Origin of the sequence: Pseudomonas fitomaticsae (genome assembly GCF_021018765.1) — a bacterium.
Classification (GTDB): domain Bacteria; phylum Pseudomonadota; class Gammaproteobacteria; order Pseudomonadales; family Pseudomonadaceae; genus Aquipseudomonas; species Aquipseudomonas fitomaticsae.
Genome location: NZ_CP075567.1, coordinates 18,441 through 30,981, shown reverse-complemented (window position 1 = coordinate 30,981; position 12,541 = coordinate 18,441). Strand labels below are relative to the sequence as shown.

The window sequence follows — 12,541 nt, the reverse complement described above, 5'->3', positions numbered from 1 at the left end:
CAGGCATAGGCTTAGACGGCCTCGTTGGACTCGTCCTCGAACGCAGCGAAGACAGGGTCTTCGTGGACGATTTCCTGCTCGGCGATGAACTCGTAGCTCATCAGGCCTTCAGCGATTTCACGCAGCGCAACTACGGTCGGTTTGTCGTTTTCCCACTGAACCAGGGGCTCTTTGCCGCCGGTGGCCAGTTGACGGGCACGCTTGGTAGAGAGCATGACCAGCTCAAAGCGGTTTTCCACGTGTTCTAGGCAGTCTTCAACGGTTACGCGGGCCATGGTATTCCTCGGAGCGAATGCAATATGCGCGCTGCCCGGTTGGGCGAGCGGACTCAACAGTTTAAAAAATCACCAGCGATTAGGGAAGCGCTGATTTTTTGACCAGACTCTTCAACGCGCTGCAAGCACCAATGTAAAGCCCTTGCAGCGGTTTTGGGAAGTGCTGTTTCAGCCCAGCAATTCAGCCAGCAATTCAGCCAGCAATTTGCCGAAACGCACCTGTTGGCGTTTCTGTTGCAGCTGATTGGCGCGGAAAATCGCTTTCAGATCGTCCAGCGCGTGGGCGAAATCGTCGTTGATGATCAGGTAGTCGTACTCGACGTAGTGGCTCATCTCGCTGACCGCTTCACGCATCCGGCCGTCGATGATCTCGTCGCTGTCCTGGCCACGGTTGGTCAGGCGCTGGTGCAGGGCCTGCAGCGATGGCGGCAGAATGAAGATCGAACGTGCCTGCGGCATCAGCTTGCGTACTTGCTCGGCGCCTTGCCAGTCGATTTCCAGAATCAGGTCGTGGCCTTCGTCCAGGGTCTGCTGCAGACGGCTTTGCGACGTACCGTAGAAGTTGCCGAAGACTTCGGCGCGTTCCAGGAAGTCGCCGTGCTCGCCCATCTTCACGAACTCTTCGCGGGTCACGAAGTGATAGTTCACGCCGTCCACTTCGCCCGGTCGCATGGCGCGGGTGGTGTGGGAAATCGAGACGCGGATCTCCGGGTTGGCGTCGGTCAGGGCCTTGACCAGACTGCTCTTGCCCGCGCCCGAAGGGGCGGAAATGATGTACAGGGTGCCGGTGCTGTGGGTCATGTCGGGGTAGCCTTACTCAATATTCTGCACTTGTTCGCGCATCTGCTCGATCAACACCTTGAGGTTGACCGCCGCCTGGGTGCTGCGCGGGTCGAAGGCCTTGGAGCCCAGTGTGTTGGCTTCGCGGTTGAGCTCCTGCATCAGGAAGTCCAGGCGCCGGCCCGCGGCACCGCCGGAATTGAGCACCCGGCGAACTTCGATGATGTGGGTGCTCAGGCGATCCAGTTCTTCAGCCACGTCGCTCTTTTGCGCGAGCATGACCATTTCCTGTTCCAGGCGCTGCGGGTCCATCTCGGCCTTCATGTCGGCGAAGCGGTCGAGGACTTTCTGGCGCTGGGTGGCGAGCATCTGCGGAACCAGTTCGCGCAGGGTCACCACGTCTTCCTCGATGGAGGTCAGACGATCGTTGATCAGGCGGGCCAGCTCCGCGCCTTCGCGCTCGCGGCCGGCCTTGAGGTCTTTCAGACCTTGGTTGAACAGGGCCAGCGCCTCGGCGTTCAGCGCCTGCGGGTCGGTGGCGTCGGCCACCAGCACGCCCGGCCAGGCCAGCACTTCCAGCGGGTTCAGCGCGGCCGGGTTCTTGATCAGGCCGGCGACGGTTTCGGCCGCGGCGACCAGTTGTGCAGCGCGCTCGCGATCCACTTGCAGCGGCTTGCCGGTGCTTTCCTCGGTGAAGCGCAGGGTGCATTCCAGTTTGCCGCGCGACAGACCCTGGCGCAGGGCTTCGCGGACGGCGCCTTCGAGGTCGCGAAACGACTCCGGCAGGCGCAGGTGGGGTTCCAGGTAGCGGCTGTTGACCGAGCGCAGTTCCCAGCTCAGGGTGCCCTGAACGCCGGCTTTTTCGACGCGGGCGAAGGCGGTCATGCTGTGCACCATGGGGTGACCTCGCGATACAGATCGGCGCGAATTGAAGCTCCGCAGCTCGATATCAATGAATTTAAGCCGACTGGCAGCAAAGGCGCAGGATTGTAGCGCAGTGCGGCAGATGCGCCCAAACACACGGTGTGACAAAGGGCTGCAGGCCGTCGGCGAAGCGCGTTTCAGGGCCTTCGGTCGTCGGCCGGATTTTTTAACGAGTGCCCAGGCGCGGTGCGCGGCTCTATAATGCTCCGCAGTTTTCCGTCCCCAGTACAGGTATCTCCTATGAAACGTCCAAGTGGTCGCGCTGCCGATCAGCTCCGCTCGATCCGCATTACCCGCAACTACACCAAACACGCCGAGGGATCCGTACTGGTCGAATTCGGTGATACCAAAGTCATCTGCACCGTCAGCGTCGAAAACGGCGTGCCGCGTTTCCTCAAAGGCCAGGGCCAGGGTTGGCTGACCGCCGAATACGGCATGCTGCCGCGCGCCACCGGCGAGCGTAACCAGCGCGAAGCGAGCCGTGGCAAGCAGGGCGGCCGTACCCTGGAAATTCAGCGTCTGATCGGCCGTTCCCTGCGCGCCGCGCTGGACATGTCAAAGCTGGGTGACGTCACCCTGTACGTCGACTGCGACGTGATCCAGGCCGACGGCGGTACCCGCACCGCGTCGATCACCGGCGCCATGGTTGCGCTGGTCGATGCACTGAAAGTGATCAAGAAGCGCGGCGGCCTCAAAGGCGGCGATCCGCTCAAGCAAATGATCGGCGCAGTCTCCGTGGGCATGTACCAGGGCGAGCCGGTACTGGATCTGGACTATCTTGAAGATTCCGCTGCCGAGACCGACCTCAACGTGGTGATGACCAGCACCGGTGGTTTCATCGAAGTGCAGGGCACCGCCGAAGGCGCGCCGTTCCAGCCTGAAGAGCTGAACGCGATGCTGGAACTGGCGAAGAAAGGCATGAACGAGATCTTCGAACTGCAAAAGGCTGCACTGGCCGACTGAGCAGGTTCGTAACCCGCAAGGAGGACGCGATGAGTGATGAGCAAGAGTTGCTGCCCAAGCCGAGCCAGGAGGTTCGTCAATGGGCGATGTTTTGTCACTTGTCCGCCTTGCTGGGGATCTGGATTCCGTTCGGCACGCTGATCGGGCCGCTGGTCCTGTGGCAGATGAAGCGCGAGACCGATCCGTTCATCGACGCCCAGGGCAAGGAAGCGTTGAATTTCCAGATCACCGTGGCGATTGCATCGATGGTCTGCTTTGTCTTGATGCTGTTGCTTATCGGGTTCGTGCTGTTTGGCCTGCTGGCCATTGCGGCGCTGGTGCTGACGATCATCGGCGGGGTGAAAGCCAACGAAGGCTTCCCTTATCGTTATCCGTTCACCTGGCGGTTGATCAAATAACGAACGATCGCCCACAAAAAAACCGACAGAGATGTCGGTTTTTTTGTGTCTGCGAAAGGCCGCTTAGATGGTCAGCGTCCAGTCGTAGTCGACGATCAGCGGCGCGTGCTGCGAGAACCGTGGCTGACGCGGCAGGCGTGCACTGCGCACGAAGCGCCGCAGGCCCGGGGTCAGGATCTGGTAGTCGAAGCGCCAGCCCAGATTCAGCATCTCGGCCTGTTCGTTGTCCGGCCACCAGCTGTACTGGTCGCCTTCGCGGCTGACTTCGCGCAGGGCATCTACGTAGCCCATGTTGCCGACAATCTCGTCCATCCAGGCGCGTTCCGGCGCCAGGAAACCCGGGGATTGCTGGCTGTCGCGCCAGTTCTTGATGTCGAGCTTCTGCTGCGCGACGTACAGCGAGCCACAATAAATGTACTCGCGACGTTTGCGCCGCTGTTTGTCCAGGTACTTGCCGAAGTCGTCCATGAGCTTGAACTTCTGGTTCAAGTCCTCATCGCCGTTCATCCCCGAAGGAAGCAGCAAGGTGGCAATACTGACTTTGTCGAAATCTGCTTGCAGGTAGCGCCCGTAGCGGTCGGCCGTCTCGAATCCGAGACCGCTGATGACAGCCTTCGGTTGCAACCGCGAATACAAAGCCACGCCGCCTTGGGCAGGGACTTCAGCATCGCAGGCATAAAGGAAGTAGCCATCCAGTTGGAAGGCTGGGTCGTCCAGTTCAAAGGCGGAGGCACGGGTGTCCTGCAGGCAGATGACGTCGGCATTCTGTGCCTGCAGCCAACTGAGCAAACCGCGCTCGACTGCAGCCTGAATACCATTGACGTTCACACTGATGATCCGCATAAATGGCCCCAAAAATCGCGTGCGTGTATGATACACGGCGTCAAGCTAATTAGCTAAATCCGTGGTATTTGGGGTTTTTTTCATGCAAGCGTATCAGCGCGATTTCATTCGTTTTGCCATCGATCGCGGCGTTTTGCGCTTCGGTGAGTTCACCCTGAAGTCCGGGCGCACCAGTCCTTACTTCTTCAATGCCGGCCTGTTCAACTCGGGTTCCGCGCTGGCGCAGCTGGGTCGTTTCTACGCCGCAGCCATCGCCGAGAGCGGTATTCCGTTCGACGTGCTGTTCGGCCCGGCCTACAAAGGCATCCCGCTGGCGGCAACCACTGCCGTGGCGCTGGCCGAACACCACAACCGTGACCTGCCATGGTGTTTCAACCGCAAGGAAGCCAAGGCCCACGGCGAAGGCGGCAGCCTGGTTGGCGCCCCGCTGACCGGTGAAGTGCTGATCATCGACGACGTGATCACCGCCGGCACCGCGATCCGTGAAGTGATGCAGATCATCGCTTCCCAGGACGGCGCCAAGGCCGCCGGCGTGCTGATCGCCCTGAACCGTCAGGAGCGCGGCAACGGCGAGCTGTCGGCAATTCAGGAAGTCGAGCGCGATTTCGGCATCCCGGTCATCAGCATCGTGTCGCTGAACCAGGTGCTGGAATTCCTGGCAGACGATCCGCAACTCAAGCAGCACCTGCCAGCCGTTGAAGCCTATCGCGCCCAGTTCGGCGTCTGATCGCAGCTTCAGGCAAAAAAAGACCCCGCTCAGCCAGGCTGAGCGGGGTCTTTTTGTTTGCGCGAGCGCTTACGGACGCTTGCGGTTGCTGATCAGCGTACCCACACCGGTGTCGGTGAAGATTTCCAGCAGGATCGCATTCGGCACGCGGCCGTCGATGATCAACGAGCTGCCTACGCCGCCCTGAACGGCTTCCAGCGCGCAGCGGATCTTCGGCAGCATGCCGCCGTAGATGGTGCCGTCGGCGATCAGGTCGTCGACTTGCTGGGTGCTCAGGCCGGTCAGCACGGTGCCCGACTTGTCCATCAGGCCGGCGATGTTGGTCAGCAGCATCAGCTTCTCGGCTTTCAGCGCTTCGGCGACCTTGCCGGCTACCAGGTCAGCGTTGATGTTGTACGACTCGCCGTTCTCACCCACACCGATCGGCGCGATCACCGGGATGAAGTTGCCTTTGACCAGCAGGTTCAGCAGTTCGGTGTTGATCCCGACCACTTCGCCCACATGGCCGATGTCGATGATTTCCGGCTGGGTCATCTCCGGGGTCTGGCGGGTGACGGTGAGCTTCTTCGCACGAATCAGCCCGGCGTCTTTACCGGTCAGGCCGATGGCGCTGCCGCCGTGACGGTTGATCAGGTTGACGATGCTTTTGTTGACCTGACCGCCGAGAACCATTTCCACCACGTCCATGGTCGCGGCATCGGTAACGCGCATGCCGTCGACGAAGTGGCTTTCGATCGACAGGCGCTTGAGCAGATCACCGATCTGCGGGCCACCGCCGTGCACGACCACCGGGTTGATGCCCACGGCCTTCATCAGCACGATGTCGCGGGCGAAGCCGGTTTTCAGCTCCTCGCTTTCCATCGCGTTGCCGCCGTATTTGATCACCAGGGTCTTGCCGACGTATCGGCGGATGTAAGGCAGCGCTTCGGACAGGACCTTGGCAGTGTTGGCGGCGGCATCGCGTTCGAGGGTCATTCAGGGCTCCGGGTGAATCAGCAATCAGAACGGTAGTTGGAGATCAGGTGCAACGCGTTTCAGTTGGGCATGGAACACAGCCTTGATGCGCTGCAGTTCAGCCTCGTCATCGGCCTCGAAGCGCAGCACCAGCACCGGTGTGGTGTTGGACGCGCGCACCAGGCCCCAGCCTTTGGCGTAGTCGACCCGCACGCCGTCAATGGTGGTCAGGTCGGCGCCTGGACCCCACTGGGCATCGTGCAGTGCATCAATGATGCTGAATTTGCTCTCTTCGGTCACATGGATATTGATTTCCGGCGTGGAAATATCGTTCGGGAAGGTCGCGAACAGCTCCTCGGCCGAAGATTTTTCCTTGCTGAGGATTTCCAGCAGCCGTGCGGCGCTGTAAATGCCGTCGTCGAAACCGAACCAGCGTTCCTTGAAGAAAATGTGCCCGCTCATTTCGCCGGCCAACAGCGCGCCGGACTGTTTCATTTTCTTTTTGATCAACGAGTGACCGGTCTTCCACATTAGCGGCCGACCGCCATATTCCTTGATCAGCGGGATCAGGCGACGGGTGCATTTGACGTCGAAGATGATCTCCGCGTCCGGGTTGCGTGCCACCACGTCGCGGGCGAACAGCATCAGCAGACGGTCCGGGAACACGATGGTGCCGGTGTTGGTCACCACGCCGACGCGGTCGCCGTCGCCGTCGAAGGCCAGGCCGATGTCAGCCTGGGTTTCCTTGACCTTGGCGATCAGGTCGACGAGGTTCTCAGGCTTGCCCGGATCCGGGTGATGGTTCGGGAAGTTGCCGTCGACTTCGCAGAACAGCGGGATGACTTCGCAGTTCAGCGCTTCGATCAGTTGCGGGGCGATCACGCCGGCCGCGCCGTTGCCGCAGTCGACCACGACTTTCAGGCGTCGGGCCAGTTTGATGTCCTGGACGATTTCGGTGTTGTAGCGGTCGAGGATCTCGACCTGGGTCACGCTACCCGTGCCGCTGCTCAGGTTGCCGGTTTTGAGGCGCTCGTGCAGGGCCTGGATCTGTTCGTTGGCGAGGGTGTCGCCGGCGATCACGATCTTGAAGCCGTTGTAGTTCGACGGGTTGTGGCTGCCGGTGAGCATCACGCCGGATTTGCCGGCCAGCACGTTGGCGGCGTAGTACAGCGCCGGGGTCGGCACCAGGCCGACGTCGCTGACATGGCAGCCGCTTTCGGCGATGCCGCGGATCAGTTCGGCAACCAGTTCCGGACCGGACAGACGGCCGTCACGGCCAACGGATACGTTCGGTTCGCCCTGGGCCAGGCTCTGGGAGCCGATGGCGCGACCGATCCAGTAGGCGGTTTCGCCATTGAGGAATTCCGGCACGGTGCCGCGAATGTCGTAGGCGCGGAAGATGCTGTCGGGAAGCTTCGGGGCGACTTGGGCGGGGGTGCTCATCTGCGAAAATGCTCCATCTCGAAAGTGGCTGGACACACCGACGACTCATTCGACGGCAAGCTCAAACTGAAGGGTATGACGGCGGTTTTCACAGAGAGTTCGTGGTGTGAAAGGGCCATGACGCCTTGTGCGGCGTGGCTTTGGCCTGCCAATGCCTTGATTTTCAGCGGTAAAGCTTCCAGATGAATCTGCGTATTTTTATGGCGAGAGAGCAGGCTCCCTCGCCACAAAACCAATCACTTGGTGCCGGAATGGCCGAAACCGCCAGCGCCGCGCTCGGTCTCGACGAACTCTTCGACCATTTCGAAGTGCGCCTGCACCACCGGCACCAGCACCAGCTGCGCCAGGCGCTCGCCGACCGGCATGGTGAATTCGGTCTGGCCACGGTTCCAGCAGGACACCATCAGCGGGCCCTGGTAGTCGGAGTCGATCAGGCCGACGAGGTTGCCCAGCACGATGCCGTGCTTATGGCCCATGCCCGAGCGCGGCAGGATCAGCGCGGCGAGGTTCGGATCGCCGATGTAGACCGACAGCCCGGTCGGGATCAGCACGGTTTCACCCGGCTTGATCACGATGTCCTCTTGCAGCATGGCGCGCAGGTCGAGGCCGGCGGAGCCTGGCGTGGCGTATTGCGGCAGCGGGAATTCGGTACCGATGCGTGGGTCGAGGATCTTGGCTTGCAAAGCGTGCATGTAAATTAAACCTGGTTCAGACGTTCGGCGATAAAAGTGACCAGTTGGCGAGCGATCTTGCTCTTGCTGGTCTGGGCGAAAACCGTGGCGTGCAGCGCACGGTCGATGACGCTGCAGGCGTTTTCTTCGCTGTTGAAACCGATGCTCGGGTTGGCGACGTCGTTGGCGACGATCAGATCGAGATTCTTGTCCTTCAGCTTGCGTGCAGCGTAGTCGAGCAGGTGTTCGGTCTCGGCGGCGAAGCCGACACTGAACGGACGGTCGGGACGGGTCGCGATGGTGGCCAGGATGTCCGGGTTGCGCACCATTTGCAGGACGAAACCGTCGCCGCTCGTAGGGTCTTTCTTCAATTTTTGCGGGGCGACGACTTCCGGACGGTAGTCCGCGACCGCCGCCGAGGCGATGAAGATGTCGCAAGGGATCGCGGCTTCACACGCGGCGAGCATGTCGCGGGCGCTGACCACGTCGATGCGGGTGACGCGATCCGGCGTCGGCAGGTGCACCGGGCCGCTGATCAGGGTCACGCGGGCGCCGGCTTCCACCGCCGCTTCGGCCAGGGCGAAGCCCATTTTGCCGGAGCTGTGGTTGGTGATGTAGCGCACCGGGTCGATGTTTTCCTGGGTCGGGCCGGCGGTAATCACCACGTGCTTGCCGGTCAGCGCCTGACGCTGGAAGCAGTCTGCCGCGAGCTGGGCCAGATCGGTGGCTTCCATCATGCGGCCCATGCCGACGTCGCCGCAGGCTTGGCTGCCGGAAGCCGGGCCGAAGGTCTTCAGGCCACGGCTTTCAAGGAGTTGCAGGTTGGCCTGGGTCGCCGGGTCGCGCCACATGGCCTGGTTCATGGCCGGGGCGACAGCGACGATGGCGTCGGTGGCCAGCACCAGTGTGGTCAGCAGGTCGTTGGCGATACCTTGGGCCAGACGGGCCAACAGGTCGGCGGTGGCCGGAGCGATCAGCACCAGATCGGCCCATTTGGCCAGTTCGATGTGGCCCATCGCGGCTTCAGCAGCCGGGTCGAGCAGGTCCAGGTGAACCGGGTGGCCGGACAGCGCCTGCATGGTCAGCGGGGTGATGAATTCGCTGCCGCCACGGGTCATGACCACGCGCACTTCGGCGCCCTGATCGATCAGGCGGCGCACAAGGTCGGCGCTCTTGTAGGCAGCAATACCGCCGCCGACGCCCAGAACGATGCGTTTCCGATACAGCCGCTGCATAGGTCTGCCTTTCATTTCGTTGGTGACATACGTGGCGAAACCCCTCCCCAGGGTGAATTCGCCCGCAAAAAAGATGGGCTACGATATCACAGCGACCGCTACGGAACAGCGGCGCCCACAGACAAGGAAGGTGTATGAGTATTCGCGATTGGCCGGCGGCGGAAAGGCCGCGGGAAAGGTTGTTGGAACAGGGCTCTGCGAGCCTTTCGGATGCTGAACTCCTGGCGATTTTCTTACGAACCGGGGTGCCGGGGAAAAGTGCAGTCGATTTGGCGCGGCACTTGTTGAATCAGTTTGGCAGCTTGAGATTGTTGCTTGAGGCCGATCAGGAAGCATTCAGCAAGCAATTGGGTCTCGGCCCTGCAAAGTTTGCTCAGCTGCAAGCCGCTCAAGAAATGAGCAAACGATATTTGGCCGAGCGTTCACGGCAAAAAACAGCGCTTGAAAACCCACAAGTGGTTCGTGATTACCTCAAAGCCATGCTGCGCCACGAGCCACACGAGGTGTTCGGTTGCCTGTTTCTCGACTCCAAACATCAGGTGCTGACCTTCGAGACGCTGTTTCGCGGCTCGATCGACAACACCGCCGTGCATCCCCGGGAAGTCGTGAAGCGTTCGCTGGCCAACAACGCGGCGGCGGTGATCCTGTGCCACAACCATCCGTCGGGCAACAGCGATCCGAGTCAGGCTGATCGATTATTGACCAAGCGCTTGCAGAAGGCTTTGGAGCTGATCGATGTGCGGGTGCTGGATCACTTCATCGTGGGCGATGGTGAGCCGCTGTCGATGGCGGAATGTGGCTGGATGTAGCTATCAAGAACAAACGTTAACCCCTGTGGGAGCAAGCCCGCTCCCACAAAGGTTTTGTGTTGTGGCGGGTTATTTGAAGGTTACCTTGGAGTAATCCTGCCGCCCGAACGGGCTCACCGAATAGCCCTGCACATCTTTGCGCGTCAGGGCGTAGGCGGTCGGATGCGCCAGCGGCAGCCACAACGCCTGCTGCTGGATCTGTGCCTGCGCCTGCTCGTAGAGCTTGGTACGCACACCTTGCTCGCTGGTGGTCTTGCCGGCGCTGATCAGTTTGTCCAGGTCGGCGTTGCAGTAGCGGGCGAAGTTGGTGCCGGACTTCACCGCCGCGCAGGAAAACTGCGGGGTGAGGAAGTTGTCCGGGTCGCCGTTGTCGCCGGCCCAGCCCATGAACAGCAGGTCATGCTCGCCAGCCTTGGCGCGACGGATCAGTTCGCCCCACTCGATCACGCGGATTTCCGCCTGAATGCCGATTTCCGCCAGATCCGATTGCAGCAATTGCGCGCCGAGGCTCGGGTTCGGGTTGAGCAGGCTGCCGGACGGGCGGGTCCAGATGGTGGTCTGGAAACCGTCCTTCAATCCGGCCTTGGCCAGCAATGCCTTGGCCTTGTCCACATCGTGGGCATAGCCCGGCAGGTTCTTCGCGTAGCTCCAGGTGTTCGGCGGATACGGGCCGTTGGCGGCTTCGGCGGTGTCCTCGAACACTGCTTTAAGGTAATTGGCCTTGTCGAAGGCGAGGTTGATCGCCTGGCGCACTTCCGGTTTGTCCAGCGGCGGATGCTGGCTGTTGATGCCGACGAATGCGGTCATGAAGGCGTCGGTCTTTTCGACTTTCAGCGTCGGCTCCTGCTTCGCCGCCTGTACGTCCAGTGGTTTGGGCGACAGGGCAATCTGGCACTCGTTGCGCCGCAGCTTTTGCAGGCGCACGTTGGCGTCCGGGGTGATGGCGAAGATCAGCGGGTCCACCGCAGGCTTGCCGCGGAAGTAGTCCGGGTTGGCCTTGTAACGGATCGAGGCGTCTTTCTGGAACCGCGTGAACTCGAACGGACCGGTGCCGACCGGCTGGCTGTTGAGCTTTTCGGTGGCATCGGCCTTCAGGAGCTTGTCGGCGTATTCAGCCGAATAAATGGAGGCGAAACCCATGCTCAGGGTCGCGAGGAACGTCGAATCCGGGTGGTCGAGGGTAAAACGCACGGTCAGCGGATCCAGGGCGTCGATCTTCTTGATCAGGCTCGGCAGCTGCATCGACTGGGCGTGCGGGAAGCCGCTCTGGGCAACCTTGTGCCACGGGTTGGCCGGGTCGAGCATGCGGTCGAAGCTGAATTTGACGTCTTCGGCGGTCAGTTCGCGGGTCGGCTTGAAGTAGTCGGTGGTGTGGAACTTCACCTGCGGGTGCAGTTTGAAAACGTAAGTCAGGCCATCGGTGCTGACTTCCCAGCTGTCGGCCAGGCTCGGGACGACCTTGCCGCTGGCGGTGTCGAAGTCCACCAGACGATTCATCAGCACATCCGCCGAGGCATTGGTAGTGGTCAGCGAGTTGTACTGCACCACGTCGAAGCCTTCGGGACTGGCCTCGGTGCAGATGCTCAGGGCGGCGGCCTGGGCCAGTGGACTCAGTAACAGCGGGGCGAAGAGCAGGGGGAGGGCAGCGAGGCGCATGGTCGGCTTCCTTTACAGATCGAAGGCCCATCTGCAAGTGCAGTCTGGAAAAGGCCTACCCTAGAGGTCGCGATTGCAAATGACTATCCCCTTTTTGCATTTTTGGGGCTGCGCGGCGGAGGATTTGTCGGAAGAGACGGCGGGAAAAGTCTTGATCGCGGGTATGATCGTTTTTCTTCGACGAATGGTAAAAATTGCCGGCAGCCTTTGCCCAAGGCGCTTGCGGCCGGGAAAAGCGGCTTTTTAGCCATTCTTTGCACACGGAAAGTTGTTGCTCCGTGGTCTTTCTGGTATAAAGCAGCGCTCTTTTCTAGGGGCCCGGTTCCTTCGCTTGTAGGTGTAGCCGGTAAGACCTCTAAAGAATCGCGGCGCCTGGCGCCACAATGACTAGAGATTAAGCGGCCAACCCATGCCGGGTTGGGCATGTGGTTTTAGAGGGCTGAGGCATGTCTAGAGTATGTCAAGTTACCGGTAAGGGTCCGGTGACTGGGAATAACATTTCCCACGCAAACAACAAAACCCGTCGTCGTTTCCTGCCGAACCTGCAGCATCACCGCTTCTGGGTTGAAGAAGAGAAACGTTTCGTACGCCTGCGCGTTTCCGCCAAAGGCATGCGTATCATCGACAAGCGTGGCATCAGCGTTGTGCTGGCCGAGCTGCGTCGCGACGGCAAGGTTTAAGGGAGCTAATCATGCGTGAATTGATTCGTTTGATCTCGAGCGCCGGTACTGGTCACTTCTACACTACCGACAAGAACAAGCGTACTACCCCGGACAAAATCGAGATCAAGAAATATGATCCGGTTGTTCGCAAGCACGTGATCTACAAGGAAGGCAAAATCAAGTAATTGATTTTTCCCGACT

General features: G+C 60.7%; 14 protein-coding genes and 1 pseudogene. 6 read left to right on the top strand and 9 right to left on the bottom strand.

All coding sequences use genetic code 11. From position 1 onward, the window contains the following. Nucleotides 1–11 precede the first annotated feature (11 nt). The 3 genes from rpoZ to KJY40_RS00150 form a co-directional block, all read right to left on the bottom strand. Complete coding sequence (gene rpoZ, locus KJY40_RS00160; protein ID WP_003229503.1) at nucleotides 12–275, bottom strand: DNA-directed RNA polymerase subunit omega; 264 nt, start codon at nucleotides 273–275, stop codon at nucleotides 12–14. A gap of 168 nt (nucleotides 276–443) precedes the next feature. After that, on the bottom strand, nucleotides 444–1,076 hold the full coding sequence (gene gmk, locus KJY40_RS00155; RefSeq protein WP_230734250.1) for a guanylate kinase: 633 nt from the start codon (nucleotides 1,074–1,076) through the stop codon (nucleotides 444–446). 12 nt (nucleotides 1,077–1,088) lie between these two features. After that, nucleotides 1,089–1,952 (bottom strand): YicC/YloC family endoribonuclease, encoded by an 864-nt coding sequence (locus KJY40_RS00150; RefSeq protein ID WP_230734248.1) that lies wholly within the window; start codon nucleotides 1,950–1,952, stop codon nucleotides 1,089–1,091. A gap of 267 nt (nucleotides 1,953–2,219) precedes the next feature. Between KJY40_RS00150 and rph the strand changes: the two genes are divergently transcribed. Next, nucleotides 2,220–2,942 (top strand): ribonuclease PH, encoded by a 723-nt coding sequence (gene rph, locus KJY40_RS00145; protein WP_003229494.1) that lies wholly within the window; start codon nucleotides 2,220–2,222, stop codon nucleotides 2,940–2,942. Between the two features lie 29 nt (nucleotides 2,943–2,971). Next, on the top strand, nucleotides 2,972–3,340 hold the full coding sequence (locus KJY40_RS00140; RefSeq protein WP_039765199.1) for a DUF4870 domain-containing protein: 369 nt from the start codon (nucleotides 2,972–2,974) through the stop codon (nucleotides 3,338–3,340). A gap of 63 nt (nucleotides 3,341–3,403) precedes the next feature. Here the strand turns inward: KJY40_RS00140 and KJY40_RS00135 are convergent, their stop codons facing one another. After that, nucleotides 3,404–4,183 (bottom strand): exodeoxyribonuclease III, encoded by a 780-nt coding sequence (locus KJY40_RS00135; RefSeq protein ID WP_007920349.1) that lies wholly within the window; start codon nucleotides 4,181–4,183, stop codon nucleotides 3,404–3,406. Nucleotides 4,184–4,265: 82 nt separating this feature from the next. Here KJY40_RS00135 and pyrE point away from each other — a divergent pair, with 82 nt between their 5' ends. Continuing rightward, on the top strand, nucleotides 4,266–4,910 hold the full coding sequence (gene pyrE / locus KJY40_RS00130; RefSeq protein ID WP_007954442.1) for an orotate phosphoribosyltransferase: 645 nt from the start codon (nucleotides 4,266–4,268) through the stop codon (nucleotides 4,908–4,910). Between the two features lie 69 nt (nucleotides 4,911–4,979). Here pyrE and argB read toward each other — a convergent pair whose 3' ends face one another. The 4 genes and pseudogenes from argB to coaBC form a co-directional block, all read right to left on the bottom strand. Beyond that, nucleotides 4,980–5,885 carry an acetylglutamate kinase gene (gene argB / locus KJY40_RS00125; RefSeq protein ID WP_007954443.1) on the bottom strand — a complete coding sequence of 302 codons (906 nt, stop codon included), beginning with the start codon at nucleotides 5,883–5,885 and terminating at the stop codon, nucleotides 4,980–4,982. Between the two features lie 24 nt (nucleotides 5,886–5,909). Next, nucleotides 5,910–7,286, bottom strand: a pseudogene (locus KJY40_RS00120) (phosphomannomutase/phosphoglucomutase); the annotation flags it as partial. 257 nt (nucleotides 7,287–7,543) lie between these two features. Continuing rightward, on the bottom strand, nucleotides 7,544–7,999 hold the full coding sequence (gene dut, locus KJY40_RS00115; protein WP_007954445.1) for a dUTP diphosphatase: 456 nt from the start codon (nucleotides 7,997–7,999) through the stop codon (nucleotides 7,544–7,546). A gap of 5 nt (nucleotides 8,000–8,004) precedes the next feature. Next, nucleotides 8,005–9,213, bottom strand: coding sequence for a bifunctional phosphopantothenoylcysteine decarboxylase/phosphopantothenate--cysteine ligase CoaBC (gene coaBC, locus KJY40_RS00110; protein ID WP_085606127.1), 1,209 nt, complete (start codon nucleotides 9,211–9,213; stop codon nucleotides 8,005–8,007). Nucleotides 9,214–9,347: 134 nt separating this feature from the next. Here coaBC and radC point away from each other — a divergent pair, with 134 nt between their 5' ends. After that, nucleotides 9,348–10,022 (top strand): RadC family protein, encoded by a 675-nt coding sequence (radC, locus tag KJY40_RS00105; RefSeq protein ID WP_230734245.1) that lies wholly within the window; start codon nucleotides 9,348–9,350, stop codon nucleotides 10,020–10,022. 69 nt (nucleotides 10,023–10,091) lie between these two features. Here radC and KJY40_RS00100 read toward each other — a convergent pair whose 3' ends face one another. Further along, nucleotides 10,092–11,678: an ABC transporter substrate-binding protein gene (locus KJY40_RS00100; protein WP_230734244.1), complete on the bottom strand. Its 1,587-nt coding sequence runs from the start codon at nucleotides 11,676–11,678 to the stop codon at nucleotides 10,092–10,094. Between the two features lie 446 nt (nucleotides 11,679–12,124). Here KJY40_RS00100 and rpmB point away from each other — a divergent pair, with 446 nt between their 5' ends. Together rpmB and rpmG are read left to right on the top strand one after the other, a co-directional pair. Beyond that, nucleotides 12,125–12,358, top strand: a complete 234-nt coding sequence (gene rpmB / locus KJY40_RS00095; protein WP_003177273.1) for a 50S ribosomal protein L28 — start codon at nucleotides 12,125–12,127, stop codon at nucleotides 12,356–12,358. An 11-nt stretch (nucleotides 12,359–12,369) separates the two neighbouring features. Further along, on the top strand, nucleotides 12,370–12,525 hold the full coding sequence (rpmG, locus tag KJY40_RS00090) for a 50S ribosomal protein L33 (protein ID WP_003177274.1): 156 nt from the start codon (nucleotides 12,370–12,372) through the stop codon (nucleotides 12,523–12,525). The last annotated feature ends 16 nt before the right edge of the window (nucleotides 12,526–12,541 follow it).

What these genes read in the sequence shown, in the direction of transcription:
- KJY40_RS00140 (WP_039765199.1), top strand. Translation starts at nt 2,972, where the DNA reads ATGAGTGATGAGCAAGAGTTGCTGCCCAAGCCGAGCCAGGAGGTTCGT.
- rpmB (WP_003177273.1), top strand. Translation starts at nt 12,125, where the DNA reads ATGTCTAGAGTATGTCAAGTTACCGGTAAGGGTCCGGTGACTGGGAAT.
- KJY40_RS00135 (WP_007920349.1), bottom strand. Translation starts at nt 4,183, where the DNA reads ATGCGGATCATCAGTGTGAACGTCAATGGTATTCAGGCTGCAGTCGAG.
- gmk (WP_230734250.1), bottom strand. Translation starts at nt 1,076, where the DNA reads ATGACCCACAGCACCGGCACCCTGTACATCATTTCCGCCCCTTCGGGC.
- dut (WP_007954445.1), bottom strand. Translation starts at nt 7,999, where the DNA reads ATGCACGCTTTGCAAGCCAAGATCCTCGACCCACGCATCGGTACCGAA.
- pyrE (WP_007954442.1), top strand. Translation starts at nt 4,266, where the DNA reads ATGCAAGCGTATCAGCGCGATTTCATTCGTTTTGCCATCGATCGCGGC.
- radC (WP_230734245.1), top strand. Translation starts at nt 9,348, where the DNA reads ATGAGTATTCGCGATTGGCCGGCGGCGGAAAGGCCGCGGGAAAGGTTG.
- KJY40_RS00150 (WP_230734248.1), bottom strand. Translation starts at nt 1,952, where the DNA reads ATGGTGCACAGCATGACCGCCTTCGCCCGCGTCGAAAAAGCCGGCGTT.
- rpmG (WP_003177274.1), top strand. Translation starts at nt 12,370, where the DNA reads ATGCGTGAATTGATTCGTTTGATCTCGAGCGCCGGTACTGGTCACTTC.
- rph (WP_003229494.1), top strand. Translation starts at nt 2,220, where the DNA reads ATGAAACGTCCAAGTGGTCGCGCTGCCGATCAGCTCCGCTCGATCCGC.
- KJY40_RS00100 (WP_230734244.1), bottom strand. Translation starts at nt 11,678, where the DNA reads ATGCGCCTCGCTGCCCTCCCCCTGCTCTTCGCCCCGCTGTTACTGAGT.
- argB (WP_007954443.1), bottom strand. Translation starts at nt 5,885, where the DNA reads ATGACCCTCGAACGCGATGCCGCCGCCAACACTGCCAAGGTCCTGTCC.
- rpoZ (WP_003229503.1), bottom strand. Translation starts at nt 275, where the DNA reads ATGGCCCGCGTAACCGTTGAAGACTGCCTAGAACACGTGGAAAACCGC.
- coaBC (WP_085606127.1), bottom strand. Translation starts at nt 9,213, where the DNA reads ATGCAGCGGCTGTATCGGAAACGCATCGTTCTGGGCGTCGGCGGCGGT.